Below are 15710 nucleotides of genomic sequence, written 5' to 3'. Positions count from 1 at the left end.
ACCTGGGCGTCGCCTCCGGCAACGGCAAGGGCCAGATCTTCGTCAAGGGCGAGGTCATCAAGACCGTCCCCGAGTCGAAGATCGTGGAGACCCTCATCGAGGAGGCCATGAAGCTCGCCGAGGCCATGGAGGCCGACGGCGTCGCCTCCGGCGAGCCCGAGGTCTCGGTGGCGGGCTGAACACCGCCCGGACCGGCCGGCCGAGCGGCCGGGTCCACGCACACACGTCGTACGCCCCGTACCGGGGCCCGCACCGGAGCGTCCCGCGGACGAGTCCGCGGGCGGCCCGGTCGCGGGGCGTTCGGCTGTCCAGGGGGCGCTGAGGCGGCGGGGTGACCGGGTCCCGCTCCCCGGCGTGCCCCGCTGGACGGAGCGGGCGGCGGGGCCCCGCCGCGGGAGGGTGTTCACTGCTCCCGGACGCTCCGCGTCGGGTCCTCCACCGGGGCGTTCTCCTGGACCGAGCCCGGGGCCGCGCGGTTCGGGGCGGCCGGGCTGACGGGGGACTGGGGAGGGGGCGGGGCGCTGAGGTCGCCGGGGGCGCCCGCGCCGGCGGCCGGCAGGCGCAGCGCCAGCAGGGCGACGTCGTCACCGCTGGGCCCTATCCGCTTGAGCAGCTCGTCGCAGAAGTCGTCCACGGTCTCGTCGTCCAGCCGCCGGGCCAGCACCGCGGCGTGGTGGCGCAGCTTGGCCATGCCCAGGTCGATCGGCCGCTCCCGGCTCTCCACGAGGCCGTCGGTGTAGAGCAGCAGCGTGCACTCGGCGGGCAGTTTCTCGGTGGCGTCCGGCCAGCTCAGGCCCAGGTGCAGGGTGGCGCTCATGCCGATCAGCGGGCCGTGCCCGCCGGTCAGGAACCGCGCGTCGCCCTCGCGGGTCACCAGCAGCGGCGGCGGATGCCCGGCGTTCACCCAGCGCAGTTGCCAGGGACCGCCCTCGGGACCCTCGACCCGGGCGAAGAGCACCGTGGCCATCGGGGCGTCGCTGGTGTTCGTCACCGCCTCGTCCAGCCTCCGCATGATCACGCTGGGCGGCTCGCGGTCGACCCAGGCCAGACCCCGCAGCATGTTGCGGACCTCCGCCATGTGAGCGGCGGCCTTCAGGTCGTGGCCCACCACGTCCCCGATCACCAGCGCCATCACCCCGTCGCCGAGCAGGAAGGCGTCGTACCAGTCGCCGCCGATCTCCATCGCCCGCTGCGCCGGCAGATAGCGCGCTGCCATCCGCAGGTGGTCGACCTGGGGCAGCGGGGCCAGCAACTGCCGCTGCATCGTGGCGGCGACGTTGCGCTGCTCCTCGTAGAGGCGCTCGTTGTCCAGCACCAGCGCCACGCGCCAGCCCAGATCGGCCAGCAGCCGTAGCTCGGCATCGGTGAACGCGGGGGAGGCCCCGGCCCGGCCGACGGTCAGCATCCCGTAGTGGTGCCGGCGGGCGCGCAGCGGCACGACGACGGCCGAGTGACCGCCGAGCCGCTCGAACAGCGGCCCGTGGGTGGCGGCGAGCGGGGCGTCCGGGTCCCGCAGCTCCTGCGCGGTCAGCAGCACGGGCTCCTCACCGCCCGCCGCCCGCGCCGCCGCCCGGCGGGCCCTGGGCGACAGCGGCCCTTCCAGCCGCTTCGCCCGGTGCGGGTGCCCGGGACAGCGGACGGCGACCCGCTCCAGCGCCCCGGTCCGCTCCGAGCGCAGCGTCACCGCGGCCCAGTCGCCCAGCTCCGGGACCAGCATCCGCAGCAGCCGGCGCATCTGGCCGGTCGGGTTGCGGGCCGACATCAGCACCGAGGAGATCTTCGACACCAGGTTCAGCCGGGCCGTCAGGTCCTCCAGCGCGGCGGTGCGGGCCGCCGCCCGCCGCTCGGCCTCCCGGTGCAGGCTGAAGTCGCTGAACACGATCACCAGCCCGGCCCTGCGGCCCGCCGGCCGCAGCGGGGTGGTCGCCCAGATGATCGGCAGGGTCGTGCCGTCCGCGCGCAGGAAGTACTCCTCGCTGCCCTGCTCGACGGACCCGTTGTCGTGCAGCGGGGTCCGCATCAGGCACTGCTCGCGGGGGACGAGGCTGCCGTCCGGGCGGCGGTGCAGCAGGTCGTGCGCGTCCTGGCCGAGCATGTCGCCGGCCGACCTGCCCAGGAGCTGCTCGGCCCACGGGTTGACGTACGTGATGTGCCCGGCGAGGTCGATGGTGAAGACGCCGGTGCCCAGGTCGCGCAGGATCGCGTGCGGGAGTTCCGGCTCGCGGCCCGCGTCAGCCCCGCTCATGTCCTCACGCCCTCGTCGTCGTACCGGACGGCCGTTCCGGCGCCGCGCCTCCCGGCGCCGCACCCACCGCGTTCCCGTCACCGTCCGGAAAATGACTTCTTATGACATTTTCACCTTTTCCTCTGGGCGGCTCCCGCTCCCATGCGGTGTGTCGCCGCCCGCCCCCTGCGGGCCCGGCCCCGGCACCGGGGGCGGCGCCGCCCGGAATCCGCAGGTACAGTGCGGAGATCAGCAGAACCCCAGCGTGAGGCCCCGCACGTGTTGACCCAGACCACCTCCCGGGTGCTCGAACCGAACGACCTCGACGCCGCGCTCGCCGTCCTCGACCGCGAGCCGGTCGCGAACGCCTTCGTGACCTCCCGGGTGCAGGTCGCCGGCCTCGACCCGTGGCGGCTCGGCGGCGAGATGTGGGGCTGGTACGAGGACGGCATGCTCACGTCCCTGTGCTACGCCGGTGCCAACCTGGTCCCCATCTGCGCCACCCCGCGCGCCGTGCGCGCCTTCGCCGACCGCGCCCGCAGGGCCGGCCGCCGCTGCTCCTCCATCGTCGGGCCCGCCGAACCCACCGCCCAGCTCTGGCGCCTGCTCGAACCCCACTGGGGTCCGGCCCGCGAGGTCCGCGCCCAGCAGCCCCTGATGGTCACCGACCGCATGCCGGACGACATCGCCCCGGATCCCTACGTCCGCCGCATCCGCAAGGACGAGATGGAGACGATCATGCCGGCGTGCGTGGCGATGTTCACCGAGGAGGTCGGGGTGTCCCCGCTGGCCGGGGACGGCGGCCTGCTGTACCAGGCGCGGGTGGCCGAGCTGGTCGGCTCCGGCCGGTCCTTCGCCCGGCTCGACGAACACGGCAAGGTCGTCTTCAAGGCGGAGATCGGCGCGGCCACCCCCCAGGCCTGCCAGATCCAGGGCGTGTGGGTCGCCCCCGAGTACCGCGGCCGGGGCCTTGCCGCGCCCGGCATGGCGGCGGTGCTGCGCTACGCCCTGGCCGACGTGGCCCCCGTGGTCAGCCTCTACGTGAACGACTTCAACACGGCGGCGCGACGCACGTACCGCAGGGTGGGCTTCCAAGAGGTGGGAGCCTTCATGAGCATCCTCTTCTGAGGCCCCTGTACCCTCCCCGCATGGACCTCGTGATCGGCCCCTTGGACCTCGCAGCCCACGTGGACGAGGCCTTGTCCGTCCAAGCCGTCGCCTTCGGACTGGGCCCGGAGGAAGTCGCCGTGCGCCGCCAGATCGTCCAGCGCCACATGCAGTATCCGGGCGCCCGGGCCTTCGGGGCGACCGCGGGGGGCCACCTGGTGGGCTTCGTCTACGGCATGCCCAACTCCCGCGGCCACTGGTGGTCCACCGTCGTGGAGCCCTACCTGCGCGCCCGGCGGAACGACTTCTGGCTGGACGACTCCTTCGTCATCACCGAGCTGCACGTCCACCCCGACCACCAGAACCGGGGGATCGGCCGCCGCCTGATCACCACCATCACCGACGGCGCCGCCGAACCCCGCTCGATCCTCTCCGCGATCGACACCGAGAGCCCCGCCCGCGGCCTCTACCACTCCCTCGGCTACGTCGACCTCGCCCGCCAGGTGCACTTCCCGAGCGCCGCCATGCCGTACGCCGTGATGGGCGCCCCCCTGCCGCTGCGCCGCGGTTAACCGATTTCCACCGGCACAGCCCGCCCGGCTAACCTCCTATTCCATAGCCCTCCCCCACTCTCGGCCGCGCTCGAGCGGGGGGACCCCATCCAGCAGGAGTACGAGAACCATGGCGAACGCACCGGTCCAGCGCATGTCCCAGCTGATGGTGAAGACGCTGCGCGACGACCCGGCGGACGCCGAGGTGCTCAGCCACAAGCTCCTCGTCCGCGCCGGCTACGTCCGCCGCACCGCCGCCGGCATCTGGTCCTGGCTGCCGCTCGGCAAGAAGGTCCTCGCCAACGTGGAGCGGATCGTCCGCGAGGAGATGGACGCCATCGGCGGCCAGGAGGTCTCCCTGCCCGCCCTGCTGCCGCGCGAGCCCTACGACGCGACCGGCCGCTGGGACGAGTACGGCCAGGAGCTGTTCCGGCTCAAGGACCGCAAGGGCGGCGACTACCTCCTGGGCCCGACCCACGAGGAGATCTTCACCCTGCTGGTCAAGGACCAGTGCACGTCCTACAAGGACCTGCCGGTGATCCTCTACCAGATCCAGTCCAAGTTCCGTGACGAGGCCCGTCCCCGCGCCGGCATCCTGCGCGGCCGCGAGTTCCTGATGAAGGACTCGTACTCCTTCGACCTCGAGGACGAGGGCCTGGCGAAGTCGTACGCCCTGCACCGCCAGGCCTACCAGAGCATCTTCGACCGGCTCGGCCTCGACTACCGCATCGTCGCGGCCACCGCCGGCGCCATGGGCGGCTCGAAGTCCGAGGAGTTCCTCGCCCCGGCCGAGGCCGGCGAGGACACCTTCGCGGACTGCCCGAACTGCGACTTCGCCGCCAACACGGAGGCGATCACCTACGAGCTGAAGCCCGTGGACGGCTCGGACGTGCCCGCGCTCGAGGAGATCCCCACCCCGGACACCCCCACCATCGAGACCCTCGCCGCCTCGCTCGGCGTCCAGGCCTCGGCCACGCTGAAGAACCTCCTGGTCAAGGTGGACGGCGAGATCGTCGCCGTCGGCGTGCCCGGTGACCGCGAGGTGGACCTCGGCAAGCTGGAGGAGCACTTCGCCCCGGCGGCCGTCGAGATGGTCACCGAGGCGGACTTCGCCGGCCGCCCCGACCTGGTGCGCGGCTACGTCGGCCCGCAGGGCCTCGGCGACAAGGTCAAGTACGTCGCCGACCCGCGCGTGGCCCCCGGCACCGCCTGGATCACCGGCGCCAACAAGGAGCACACCCACGCCAGGAACGTCGTCGCCGGCCGTGACTTCGAGGTCGACGCGTACGTGGACGTCGTGGTGGTGCGCGAGGGCGACCCCTGCCCGAAGTGCGGCACCGGCCTGAAGCTGGACCGCGCCATCGAGATCGGCCACATCTTCCAGCTCGGCCGCAAGTACACCGACGCCCTCAAGCTGGACGTCCTCGGCCAGAACGGCAAGCCGGTCCGCGTGACCATGGGCTCCTACGGCGTCGGCGTCTCCCGTGCGGTGGCCGCCCTCGCCGAGCAGCACGCCGACGAGCACGGCCTGGTCTGGCCCAAGGAGGTCGCCCCGGCCGACGTGCACGTCGTCGCCGCCGGCAAGGCCGTGCAGACCGAGCTGGCGCTCGACGTCGCGGAGCGGCTGCGGGAGGCCGGGCTGCGCGTCCTGGTCGACGACCGGGCCGGTGTCTCCCCGGGCGTGAAGTTCACCGACGCCGAGCTGATCGGCGTACCGCAGATCCTGGTGGCCGGCCGCCGCTCCGCCGAAGGCGTGCTGGAACTCAAGGACCGCAAGACCGGCGAGCGCGAGGAGCTCTCCGTCGATGACGCCATCGCCCGCCTGAGCGCCTGACCCCCGGACAACCCCGCGCCCCGCGTCCCTCATGGGCCGCGGGGCGCATCGGCGCGAGCTGCGCCCGCTTCCTGTGGGTGGCGCTCGCTTCCGTGGCGGGGTGGAGCCTGGCCGGCAGGTGGTCGTGGTCGGTACCTGCCCGGCGGGGCTACAGCCAGCTTGCGAATTCGAGCAGCAGCTCCGCGTCCTTCGGGCGGCCGACCCGCAGGGCCCTGGCTCCGGACTCCACCGCGCGGAACAGGGTCCAGCCGCGCAGCCGGTCCAGGTCCACCTCCAGTGACTCCGCGAGCCGCTTGATCCGCCGCCGGGTGGTGGAAGCGCCGGACGGGTTGGCGATCAGGTCCTCCACCCGGTCGCGCACCAGCCGCGCGAGGTCGAAGGCGCTCTCGCCGACCACCGGGTCCGGGCCCACGGCCAGCCAGTGCATCCGCTCCCCGGCGAGCACCTTGCTCTGCCGGAACGTGCCGTGCAGCAGCCGGTGGTCCGGCGGCGCGGCCAGCAGTTCCTCGCGGGCCGTGAGCGCCGCCTCCACCAGCGGCGCCGTCTCCGGCTCGGCGGGCACGCCGGCCCGCATCGCCTCCGCCTGCCGTCCGGTGCGCTCGGCCACCGTCTCGAAGTCGTGGCCGTCAGGGGGCTCGACCCACAGCCGCCGCAGCGTCCCCGCCGCCTCCAGCAGCGCCTTCGCCTCCGGCAGCGACCGCACCGAGACATCCGGGTGCAGCCGCTCCAGCAGCAGCGCGCCGTCCGCGCTGTCCCCGGCGTCCGACTCCAGCAGCTGCACGGCGCCCCGTCCCGCCCAGTGCGCCAGCGCCGCCCGCTCGCTCTCCGGCCGGGCCCTGGGCGGGGCCAGCTTCAGCACCGCGGGAGTGCCGTCGGCACGCCGGACGAGCACCACCAGGCTGCTGCGGCCGCCCGGCACCTGGATCCGCTCCACCGTCAACTCGCGCCGCTCAACCGTCCGTTCGGCCGTCTCCGGCAGCCGTGCCAGCCAGTCGTCCCCGGCCGGCGCCGTCTCACCGAGCGCCCTCACCAGCCGCCGGGGCGGTTCGAAAACCATGCGCGAGTCGTTTCCTTCCTCTGCTGGGCCCGCCCTGCGGGCGGCCGCGCGGTCAGCTCGACGGGGACGCCGAGGTACTCGGCCCGGCCGCGGCCGTGTCGTCACCGGTCCGCTCGGCGAGCCCAGGGAAGGCTACGCTCTCCCCGCTCCAGCCCGCCGCCCGCACCGCGGCCTCCCGCAGCGCCCCGGCGGCCGCGCCGCGCCGCTCCCCGCTCGTCGCCCGCACCAGGTCCGAGTAGACCGCGGCCACCCGCTCCTCCAGCTCGGCGGCGAGCCGCACCGCGTCGGCCGGGTCCGACACCGGGAACGGCAGCGCGTACCCCGCGCTCGCGGCGACCGGCTCACCGCCCAGCTCACGCACCTCGCGCACCAGGGTGTCCCGGCGGGCCCGGTGGGCGTCGTAGGCCGCCCGCGCCCGCGTCCGCCGCTTGTCGCCGACCCGCCCGCCGACCACGCCGTAGCCGTACACCGCGGCGTGCTCCGCCGCCAGCGCGGCCTGCAGCGCGGTCAGTTCGGCCGTCACGTCCCGCTCGCTCACTTGGCCTCCTCCGTCAGCAGGTAAGCGTGCGCGGCCCCGGCCGCCGCCGCCGACGCCAGCAGCCGGGCCAGTTCGCCCGGCACGTCCAGCAGTTCCTTCGCCCGGCGGTCGGCGAGGCCGCGCTCGGCGGTGGCGAGGAACGCCAGCGCGTCCTTCTCCCCGGCGGGCACGGCCAGGGCGGGCGAGGACGCGGCGCCGGACGCGGGTGAGGCGGAGCCGGCCGAAGGGGAGGCGGCGGCCCGATCGGCGAACGCCGCCCGGTGCGCGGCGACCTGGGCCCGCAGCGGCCCCAGCGGCCGCGCCAGCGCGGGGTGCGCGGCGAGCACCGCGTCGTACCGCGCCAGCAGCCCCTCGCTGTCCCGGGCCGCACGCGCGCGTGCCCGCGCGGCCGCCGAAGGAGCGTTGCCGGCGGCTGAGTCGGGGCCGGCCGAGCAGCCCACCAGCAGGGCGGCCCCGGCGGCCGAGGCGAGCAGGGATCTTCTGCGCGGACCCGAGGGGGTGCGCGGCGGCGGGTACGGCACTGCAGACGTCCTCGGGCACTCGTACGAAGGGAACGGCAAGGAGAGGTGAACGGCCGTCGGGCGGCACGCCCGTGATCACCGTACCCGCGCCCCGCCGGTACGCCACTCACCGGCACCGCGCGTACACAGGTGGACGGCAACACTCCCCGCGACCGGATACCCTTTGACCAGACACGCGACCCATCCCACAACAGCACACGCGGCCGAGGAGTCACCCGGATGAGCACCACCCAGAGCGAGAGGCTGCGAGAGCTGCTCGAACCGCTCGTCATCTCTCAGGGGCTGGATCTCGAAGAGATCGCCGTGGAATCCGTCGGACGCAAGCGTGTGCTGCGCGTGACCGTCGACTCCGACACCGGAGCGGACCTGGACCGGATCGCCGATGTGAGCCGCGCGCTCTCGGCGAAGCTCGACGAGACCGACGCGATGGGCGACGACGCCTACGACCTCGAGGTCGGCACCCCCGGCGCAGAGCGCGCCCTGACCGAGCACCGGCACTTCGTGCGCGCCACCGACCGGCTGGTGAGGTTCCAGCTCTCCGAGGGCGGCGAACTCACCGCCAGGATCCTCGAGGTCGACGAGGAGGGCGTCGAGGTCGAGGTGCCCGGGGTGAAGGGCCGCAAGGCGACGGCCCGCAGGCTCGCCTTCCCGGAGATCGCGAAGGCGCGCGTGCAGGTCGAGTTCAACCGCAAGGACAAGAAGGACATGAAGGAAGAGGAGGAGGCGTAGCCGTGGACATCGACATGAGCGCCCTGCGGGGCTTGGTGCGGGAGAAGGAGATCTCCTTCGACCTGCTGGTCGAGGCGATCGAGTCGGCCCTCCTCATCGCGTACCACCGCACCGAGGGAAGCCGCCGGCACGCGCGCGTGGAGCTCAACCGGGAGACCGGTCACGTGACCGTGTGGGCGAAGGAGGACCCGGAGGACCTCGAGGAGGGCCAGGCGCCCCGCGAGTTCGACGACACCCCGTCCGGCTTCGGCCGGATCGCCGCCACCACCGCCAAGCAGGTGATCCTGCAGCGGCTGCGCGACGCCGAGGACGACGCGACGCTCGGCGAGTACGCGGGCCGCGAGGGCGACATCGTCACCGGTGTGGTCCAGCAGGGCCGCGACCCCAAGAACGTGCTCGTGGACATCGGCAAGCTCGAGGCCATCCTGCCGGTGCAGGAGCAGGTGCCGGGCGAGACGTACCCGCACGGCATGCGCCTGCGGTCGTACGTCGTCCGGGTGGCCAAGGGCGTCCGCGGACCCTCCGTGACGCTCTCCCGTACGCACCCCAACCTGGTGAAGAAGCTCTTCGCCCTGGAGGTGCCGGAGATCGCGGACGGCTCGGTCGAGATCGCGGCGATCGCCCGCGAGGCCGGCCACCGCACCAAGATCGCCGTCCGGTCCACCCGTTCGGGCCTGAACGCCAAGGGCGCCTGCATCGGCCCCATGGGCGGCCGGGTGCGCAACGTCATGGGCGAGCTGAACGGCGAGAAGATCGACATCGTCGACTGGTCGGACGACCCGGCCGAGATGGTGGCGAACGCCCTGTCACCCGCCCGGGTGAGCAAGGTGGACGTCGTCGACCTCGCCGCCCGGTCCGCCCGGGTGACCGTGCCGGACTACCAGCTCTCGCTGGCGATCGGCAAGGAAGGTCAGAACGCCCGGCTCGCGGCCCGGCTGACCGGCTGGCGGATCGACATCCGCCCGGACACCGAGCAGGCCGGGGAGCGCGACGGGGAATAGATCTCGGCCGATTGGCGCTGAGATCACGTCAGACTGCGGCAAGCAACTGTTCGACTTTTCCCCCGTAGGGGTGAGGTCGGTGCGGGGAGGTAGACTTAAGGGTGTCTGGCCGGACGCGAGCCCGCGCATGCCCTGAGCGCACCTGTGTGGGGTGCAGGCAGCGAGCGGCCAAGGACGCTCTGCTGCGGATCGTGGCGGATCAGGAACAGTGCGTTCCCGATCCTCGCGGTACGCTGCCCGGCCGGGGTGCGTACGTACACCCCGACCCGGTCTGTATCGACCAGGCGGTACGCCGCCGGGCGTTCCCCCGGGCGCTCCGCGTGCCCGGGCCGCTCGACGTAAAGGCGTTGCGCCGGTACGTCGAGCGACAGACAGTTGCCGAGCAGGCAACGCAGGCGACACCGTAGAAAGCGTGCCGTGCGGAAGCCCCCGTGCGGCCTGGTACCTCGCGAGTCGAAAGCAGGTCGAGATTGCGATGAGCACTCGATGAGTACGCGATGAGTACGCCCATGAACTAGCGACGGTCCGGACGCAACCCGGACCTCAGAGGAGCGAAGTGGCTAAGGTCCGGGTATACGAACTCGCCAAGGAGTTCGGTGTGGAGAGCAAGGTCGTCATGGCCAAGCTCCAGGAACTCGGTGAATTCGTCCGTTCGGCGTCTTCGACGATCGAAGCGCCCGTAGTACGCAAGCTGACCGACGCCTTCCAGGGCGGCTCCGGCAAGTCCGGCAGGCCCGCCCCGCGCAAGGCAGCACCCAAGCCCGCCGCGCCCGCCCCGGCGCAGGCGGCCCGTCCGGCTGCTCCGAAGCCGGGCGCCCCGAAGCCGCCGTCGGCCCCGCAGCCGGCCGCCCCGCAGCCCACGGCCCAGCAGCCGTCGGCTCCGGCGGCGCCCGCGCCTGCCTCCGGCCCGCGTCCGGTTCCTGGTCCCAAGCCCGCGCCGCGTCCGGCCCCGGCCGCGCCGGAGTTCACCGCTCCGCCGGCTCCGGCCGCGCAGACCCCGCAGGCTCCGGCCGCGCAGGGCCCGCGTCCCGGCGCCCGTCCGGGTGCGCCCAAGCCCGGTGGCCGTCCCGCGGCTCCCGGTCAGGGTCAGGGCGGTCGTCCCGGCCAGGGCGCCCAGCGTCCCGGTGGCCAGGGTGCGCGTCCGGGTGCCCGCCCGGCCGGCCCGCGTCCGGGCAACAACCCCTTCACGTCCGGTGGTTCCACCGGCATGGCGCGCCCGCAGGCGCCCCGCCCGCAGGGCGGCCCGCGTCCCGGCGGCCCCGGTGCCCCCGGCGCCGGTCCCCGTCCGCAGGCCCCCGGTGGCCAGGGCGGCGGTCCTCGTCCGCAGGCTCCGGGCGGTAACCGTCCGTCGCCGGCGGGCATGCCCCGCCCGCAGGGCGGCCCGCGTCCCGGCCCGGCCGGTCCGCGTCCGAACCCCGGCATGATGCCGCAGCGTCCCGCTGCCGGCCCGCGTCCCGGCGGTGGCCCCGGCGGCCGCGGTCCCGGTGGCGGCGGTCGGCCCGGTGGCGGCGGCGGTCGTCCCGGTGGCGGCTTCGCCGGTCGTCCGGGTGGTGGCGGCGGCTTCGCCGGCCGTCCCGGCGCTCCCGGTGCGGGCGGTGGCGGCTTCGCCGGCCGTCCCGGCGGTCCGGGTGGCGGCGGCCGTCCCGGCTTCGGTGGCCGTCCCGGCGGTCCCGGTGGCCGTGGTGGCACGCAGGGCGCCTTCGGCCGTCCCGGCGGTCCCGCGCGTCGCGGTCGCAAGTCGAAGCGGCAGAGGCGCCAGGAGTACGAGGCCATGCAGGCCCCGAGCGTCGGCGGCGTGATGCTGCCGCGCGGCAACGGCGAGGCCATCCGTCTCTCCCGCGGCGCGTCGCTCACGGACTTCGCGGAGAAGATCAACGCCAACCCGGCGTCGCTCGTCGCGGTCATGATGAACCTCGGCGAGATGGTCACGGCCACGCAGTCGGTCTCCGACGAGACCCTGCAGCTCCTCGCCGACGAGATGAACTACACCGTTCAGATCGTCAGCCCCGAGGAGGAGGACCGCGAGCTGCTCGAGTCCTTCGACATCGAGTTCGGCGAGGACGAGGGCGACGAGGAGGACCTGGTGGTCCGCCCGCCGGTCGTCACCGTCATGGGTCACGTCGACCACGGCAAGACCCGACTGCTCGACGCCATCCGCAAGACGAACGTCATCGCGGGCGAGGCCGGCGGCATCACCCAGCACATCGGTGCCTACCAGGTCGCGACCGAGGTCAACGACGAAGAGCGCAAGATCACCTTCATCGACACCCCGGGTCACGAGGCGTTCACCGCCATGCGTGCCCGTGGTGCGAAGTCGACCGACATCGCGATCCTGGTGGTCGCGGCCAACGACGGCGTCATGCCGCAGACGGTCGAGGCGCTCAACCACGCCAAGGCCGCCGAGGTGCCGATCGTCGTCGCGGTCAACAAGATCGACGTCGAGGGTGCCGACCCGACCAAGGTGCGCGGTCAGCTGACCGAGTACGGCCTGGTGGCCGAGGAGTACGGCGGCGACACTATGTTCGTCGACATCTCCGCCAAGCAGGGTCTGCACATCGACTCGCTGCTGGAGGCCGTGGTCCTCACGGCCGACGCCTCGCTCGACCTGCGGGCCAACCCGAACCAGGACGCGCAGGGCATCTCGATCGAGTCCCGTCTCGACCGCGGCCGCGGTGCCGTGGCGACGGTCCTCGTCCAGCGAGGCACGCTGCGGGTCGGCGACACGATGGTCGTGGGCGACGCCTACGGTCGCGTGCGCGCCATGCTCGACGACAACGGCAACAACGTCGCCGAGGCCGGACCCTCGACGCCGGTCCAGGTCCTGGGCCTGACCAACGTCCCGGGTGCGGGCGACAACTTCCTGGTGGTCGACGAGGACCGTACGGCCCGTCAGATCGCCGAGAAGCGCGCCGCCCGTGAGCGCAACGCCGCGTTCGCCAAGCGCACGCGCCGCGTGTCGCTGGAGGACCTGGACAAGGTGCTCAAGGCCGGCGAGGTCCAGCAGCTGAACCTGATCATCAAGGGTGACGCTTCCGGATCCGTCGAGGCGCTCGAGTCGTCGCTGCTCCAGCTCGACGTCGGCGAAGAGGTCGACATCCGCGTCCTGCACCGCGGCGTCGGTGCGGTCACGGAGTCCGACATCGACCTGGCGATGGGCTCGGACGCCATCGTGATCGGCTTCAACGTCCGCGCGGCCGGCCGCGCGGCGCAGATGGCCGAGCGCGAGGGCGTGGACGTCCGGTACTACTCGGTCATCTACCAGGCGATCGAGGAGATCGAGGCGGCCCTCAAGGGCATGCTCAAGCCGGAGTACGAGGAGGTCGAGCTCGGCACGGCGGAGATCCGCGAGGTCTTCAAGTCGTCCAAGCTGGGCAACATCGCCGGTGTGCTCATCCGGTCCGGCGAGGTCAAGCGCAACACCAAGGCGCGCCTCATCCGCGACGGCAAGGTGGTCGCGGAGAACCTCAACATCGAGGGTCTGCGTCGCTTCAAGGACGACGTCACCGAGATCCGCGAAGGCTACGAGGGTGGTATCAACCTCGGAAACTTCAACGACATCAAGGTCGACGACGTCATCGCGACGTACGAGATGCGGGAGAAGCCGCGGGTGTAAGGCCCACGGTGCCCCTCAGCCGGCCGGCGGGAGTCCGCTCCCGCCGGCCGGCGCGCCGTTGCCGGGGCCCCGCCCCGGCCGGCGGTGCCGCGGAAACCCTGTCGAGGCACCGGCGGGTACGCGGTACCGTTCTTGGTGTCCCCGGCCATACGGTCCCGGGGCCATCGATCCCGTGCCGGCGGGTGAACCGGTTACACACATGTACGTGGGGACTCTGTCCTTCGACCTGCTCCTCGGCGACGTCCACTCGCTGAAGGAGAAGCGCTCCGTCGTCCGCCCGATCGTCGCCGAACTCCAGCGGAAGTACGCCGTGAGCGCGGCCGAGGTGGACCACATGGACCTCCACCGGCGAGCGATCATCGGCATGGCCATGGTCTCCGGCGACGCGGCGCACCTCACCGACGTACTGGACCGGTGCGAACGGCTGGTCGCCGGCCGCCCCGAGGTGGAACTGCTGTCCGTGAGACGGCGTATCCACGGCGAAGACGACTGACGACGACCAGACCCACGAAACGCTAGAAGAAGAAAGAACGGGAGACGGACCAGTGGCCGACAACGCGCGGGCGAAAAGGCTGGCGGACCTCATCCGGGAGGTGGTGGCCCAGAAGCTGCAGCGCGGGATCAAGGACCCGCGGCTCGGCTCGCACGTCACCATCACGGACACCCGGGTCACGGGTGACCTGCGGGAGGCGACCGTCTTCTACACGGTCTACGGGGACGACGAGGAGCGGCAGGCCGCGGCCGCCGGCCTGGAGAGCGCCAAGGGCATCCTGCGCTCCGAGGTCGGGCGCGCCGCCGGTGTGAAGTTCACGCCCACCCTCACCTTCGTCGCGGACGCCCTCCCGGACACCGCCCGGACCATCGAGGACCTCCTCGACAAGGCCCGGCAGTCGGACGCGAAGGTCCGCGAGGCCTCCGCGGGCGCCGACTACGCGGGCGGCGCGGACCCCTACCGCAAGCCCTCCGAGGACGAGACGGACGGCGACGCCGCGGAATGACGCAGAAGCACACCACGCCCGACGGCCTCGTCATCGTCGACAAGCCGTCGGGCTTCACTTCGCACGACGTGGTCGCCAAGATGCGCGGCATCGCCCGGACCCGCCGGGTCGGCCACGCCGGCACCCTCGACCCGATGGCGACCGGCGTGCTGGTCCTCGGCGTCGAGCGCGCCACCAAGCTCCTCGGGCACCTCGCGCTGACCGAGAAGGAGTACCTGGGCACCATCCGCCTGGGCCAGAACACGGTCACCGACGACGCCGAGGGGGAGATCACCTCCGCCACGGACGCCTCCAAGGTGACCCGGGACGCCGTCGACGCCGGCATCGCCGAACTGACCGGCGCCATCATGCAGGTGCCGTCCAAGGTCAGCGCCATCAAGATCAACGGCGTGCGGTCGTACAAGCGGGCCCGTGAGGGCGAGGAGTTCGACATCCCGGCCCGCCCGGTCACCGTGTCCTCCTTCGCGGTGTACGACATCCGCGACGCCGTCGCCGAGGACGGCACCGCCGTGCTCGACCTGGTCGTCTCGGTGGTCTGCTCGTCCGGCACCTACATCCGCGCCCTCGCCCGCGACCTGGGCGCCGGCCTGGGCGTCGGCGGCCACCTCACGGCGCTGCGCAGGACGCGCGTCGGGCCGTACAAGCTCGACGCCGCGAAGACGCTGGACCAGCTCCAGCAGGAGCTGACTGTGATGCCCGTCGCGGAGGCGGCCACGGCGGCGTTCCCCCGCTGGCAGGTGGACGCCCGGCGGGCCCGGCTGCTGCTCAACGGCGTCCGGCTGGAGATGCCCGAGGAGTACGCGGGCGCCGGTCCCGTCGCCGTGTTCGACCAGGAGGGCCGCTTCCTCGCCCTCGTCGAGGAGCACAAGGGCAAGGCCAAGAGCCTCGCCGTCTTCGGCTGACGGCCCGACCGGGACCCGGCGTCCCGCCGGCCCGCGAGGCCTGCCCGTGGAGCGGCGGCCACGGTGCACTACCACTGCCGCCGCTCCACGGTCCCCCCTCGGTTCCCCCACCTCAAGACTGTCTCCGGCCGCCCCCGCTCATTCACCCGTCCGGGCGGGCGCTCGGAGTGAACCGGGGGAGTGGAGGGGGGCGCTTTCGCCTCGCGAACTGCCCCGCTGATCTTCCCCGCCTACCGTCGAGGACGAGGGCACGAGGGCACGCGGGCACGCGGAACGGGCGGGGAGGGTACGGCCATGACGGGACGGGACGAAGAGTCAGGACCCACCGACGCCTTCGCCCGCGCCCGGGAGGACGGCAGCGGAGCCGGCCCGAGCGGGGCCGCTGCCCCGGCCGGCCCCAACCCGCCCGCGGGTGCCGTCGACGTCCCGGCCCGGTCCGCGTTCCTCGACGGCGCCCCGGAGGCGAGCGGTCATCCGAGCGTCGTCGGCACTCCGGTCACGGGCGGTGGTGGCCCGGGCGGGATCGGCGTCCCGGCCCGCAACCTCCACGCGAGCTGGGTGGGCCTGCCGGGCTGGATCCCGGCCCTGGCCGCACCTTGCGTCCCCGGCGAGGACTCCGTTCCCGGTCGGACCGG

Annotated in this window: 14 protein-coding genes and 1 pseudogene; 11 read left to right on the top strand and 4 right to left on the bottom strand. The window is 73.3% G+C overall.

Features of this window, described 5'->3' with window-relative positions; translation table 11 throughout:
* Positions 1 to 179 (top strand): annotated as a pseudogene (locus TNCT1_RS34860) (4-hydroxy-3-methylbut-2-en-1-yl diphosphate synthase); the annotation flags it as partial.
* Positions 180 to 403: 224 nt separating this feature from the next.
* On the opposite strand, the gene TNCT1_RS34855 reads toward TNCT1_RS34860, so the two are convergent.
* Complete coding sequence (locus TNCT1_RS34855) at positions 404 to 2245, bottom strand: SpoIIE family protein phosphatase (RefSeq protein WP_143640234.1); 1842 nt, start codon at positions 2243 to 2245, stop codon at positions 404 to 406.
* Between the two features lie 258 nt (positions 2246 to 2503).
* Between TNCT1_RS34855 and TNCT1_RS34850 the strand changes: the two genes are divergently transcribed.
* From TNCT1_RS34850 to TNCT1_RS34840, 3 genes are all read left to right on the top strand, one after another.
* Positions 2504 to 3352, top strand: a complete 849-nt coding sequence (locus TNCT1_RS34850) for a GNAT family N-acetyltransferase (protein ID WP_143640232.1) — start codon at positions 2504 to 2506, stop codon at positions 3350 to 3352.
* A gap of 20 nt (positions 3353 to 3372) precedes the next feature.
* The gene (locus TNCT1_RS36860; protein WP_143640230.1) at positions 3373 to 3903 is read left to right on the top strand and encodes a GNAT family N-acetyltransferase; all 531 of its coding nucleotides are present in this window, start codon (positions 3373 to 3375) and stop codon (positions 3901 to 3903) included.
* Between the two features lie 109 nt (positions 3904 to 4012).
* Positions 4013 to 5716 (top strand): proline--tRNA ligase, encoded by a 1704-nt coding sequence (locus TNCT1_RS34840; protein WP_143640227.1) that lies wholly within the window; start codon positions 4013 to 4015, stop codon positions 5714 to 5716.
* Positions 5717 to 5864: 148 nt separating this feature from the next.
* On the opposite strand, the gene TNCT1_RS34835 is transcribed toward TNCT1_RS34840, so the two are convergent.
* From TNCT1_RS34835 to TNCT1_RS34825, 3 genes are read right to left on the bottom strand one after another with little or no spacing between them, the layout of a single operon-like run.
* A complete protein-coding gene (locus TNCT1_RS34835) occupies positions 5865 to 6773 on the bottom strand; it encodes an aminoglycoside phosphotransferase family protein (RefSeq protein ID WP_143640225.1) in 909 nt (302 codons plus the stop codon).
* A 52-nt stretch (positions 6774 to 6825) separates the two neighbouring features.
* Complete coding sequence (locus TNCT1_RS34830) at positions 6826 to 7311, bottom strand: ferritin-like domain-containing protein (RefSeq protein WP_143640223.1); 486 nt, start codon at positions 7309 to 7311, stop codon at positions 6826 to 6828.
* Positions 7308 to 7832, bottom strand: coding sequence for a hypothetical protein (locus TNCT1_RS34825; protein WP_143640221.1), 525 nt, complete (start codon positions 7830 to 7832; stop codon positions 7308 to 7310). Before TNCT1_RS34825 ends, TNCT1_RS34830 begins: the two co-directional genes overlap by 4 nt.
* A 219-nt stretch (positions 7833 to 8051) precedes the next feature.
* On the opposite strand from TNCT1_RS34825, the gene rimP reads away from it, so the two are divergent.
* The 7 genes from rimP to truB all read left to right on the top strand — a co-directional run bounded on the left by rimP (position 8052) and on the right by truB (position 15075).
* Positions 8052 to 8561 (top strand): ribosome maturation factor RimP, encoded by a 510-nt coding sequence (gene rimP, locus TNCT1_RS34815; protein ID WP_143640219.1) that lies wholly within the window; start codon positions 8052 to 8054, stop codon positions 8559 to 8561.
* A 2-nt stretch (positions 8562 to 8563) separates the two neighbouring features.
* Positions 8564 to 9562: a transcription termination factor NusA gene (nusA, locus tag TNCT1_RS34810; RefSeq protein WP_143640217.1), complete on the top strand. Its 999-nt coding sequence runs from the start codon at positions 8564 to 8566 to the stop codon at positions 9560 to 9562.
* Positions 9563 to 9663: 101 nt separating this feature from the next.
* A complete protein-coding gene (locus TNCT1_RS34805) occupies positions 9664 to 9969 on the top strand; it encodes a YlxR family protein (protein WP_143640215.1) in 306 nt (101 codons plus the stop codon).
* 149 nt (positions 9970 to 10118) lie between these two features.
* Positions 10119 to 13175, top strand: a complete 3057-nt coding sequence (infB, locus tag TNCT1_RS34800; protein ID WP_143640213.1) for a translation initiation factor IF-2 — start codon at positions 10119 to 10121, stop codon at positions 13173 to 13175.
* Between the two features lie 199 nt (positions 13176 to 13374).
* Entirely contained in the window at positions 13375 to 13668 is a 294-nt protein-coding gene (locus TNCT1_RS34795) for a DUF503 domain-containing protein (protein ID WP_143640211.1), read from the top strand.
* A gap of 52 nt (positions 13669 to 13720) precedes the next feature.
* Complete coding sequence (rbfA, locus tag TNCT1_RS34790) at positions 13721 to 14173, top strand: 30S ribosome-binding factor RbfA (RefSeq protein WP_143640209.1); 453 nt, start codon at positions 13721 to 13723, stop codon at positions 14171 to 14173.
* Positions 14170 to 15075 carry a tRNA pseudouridine(55) synthase TruB gene (gene truB, locus TNCT1_RS34785; RefSeq protein WP_143640207.1) on the top strand — a complete coding sequence of 302 codons (906 nt, stop codon included), beginning with the start codon at positions 14170 to 14172 and terminating at the stop codon, positions 15073 to 15075. The genes rbfA and truB overlap by 4 nt, the downstream gene beginning before the upstream one ends.
* The last annotated feature ends 635 nt before the right edge of the window (positions 15076 to 15710 follow it).

Source organism: Streptomyces sp. 1-11 (assembly GCF_007176755.1).
GTDB lineage: Bacteria > Actinomycetota > Actinomycetes > Streptomycetales > Streptomycetaceae > Streptomyces.
This window is presented reverse-complemented; position numbering and strand designations above follow the sequence as displayed.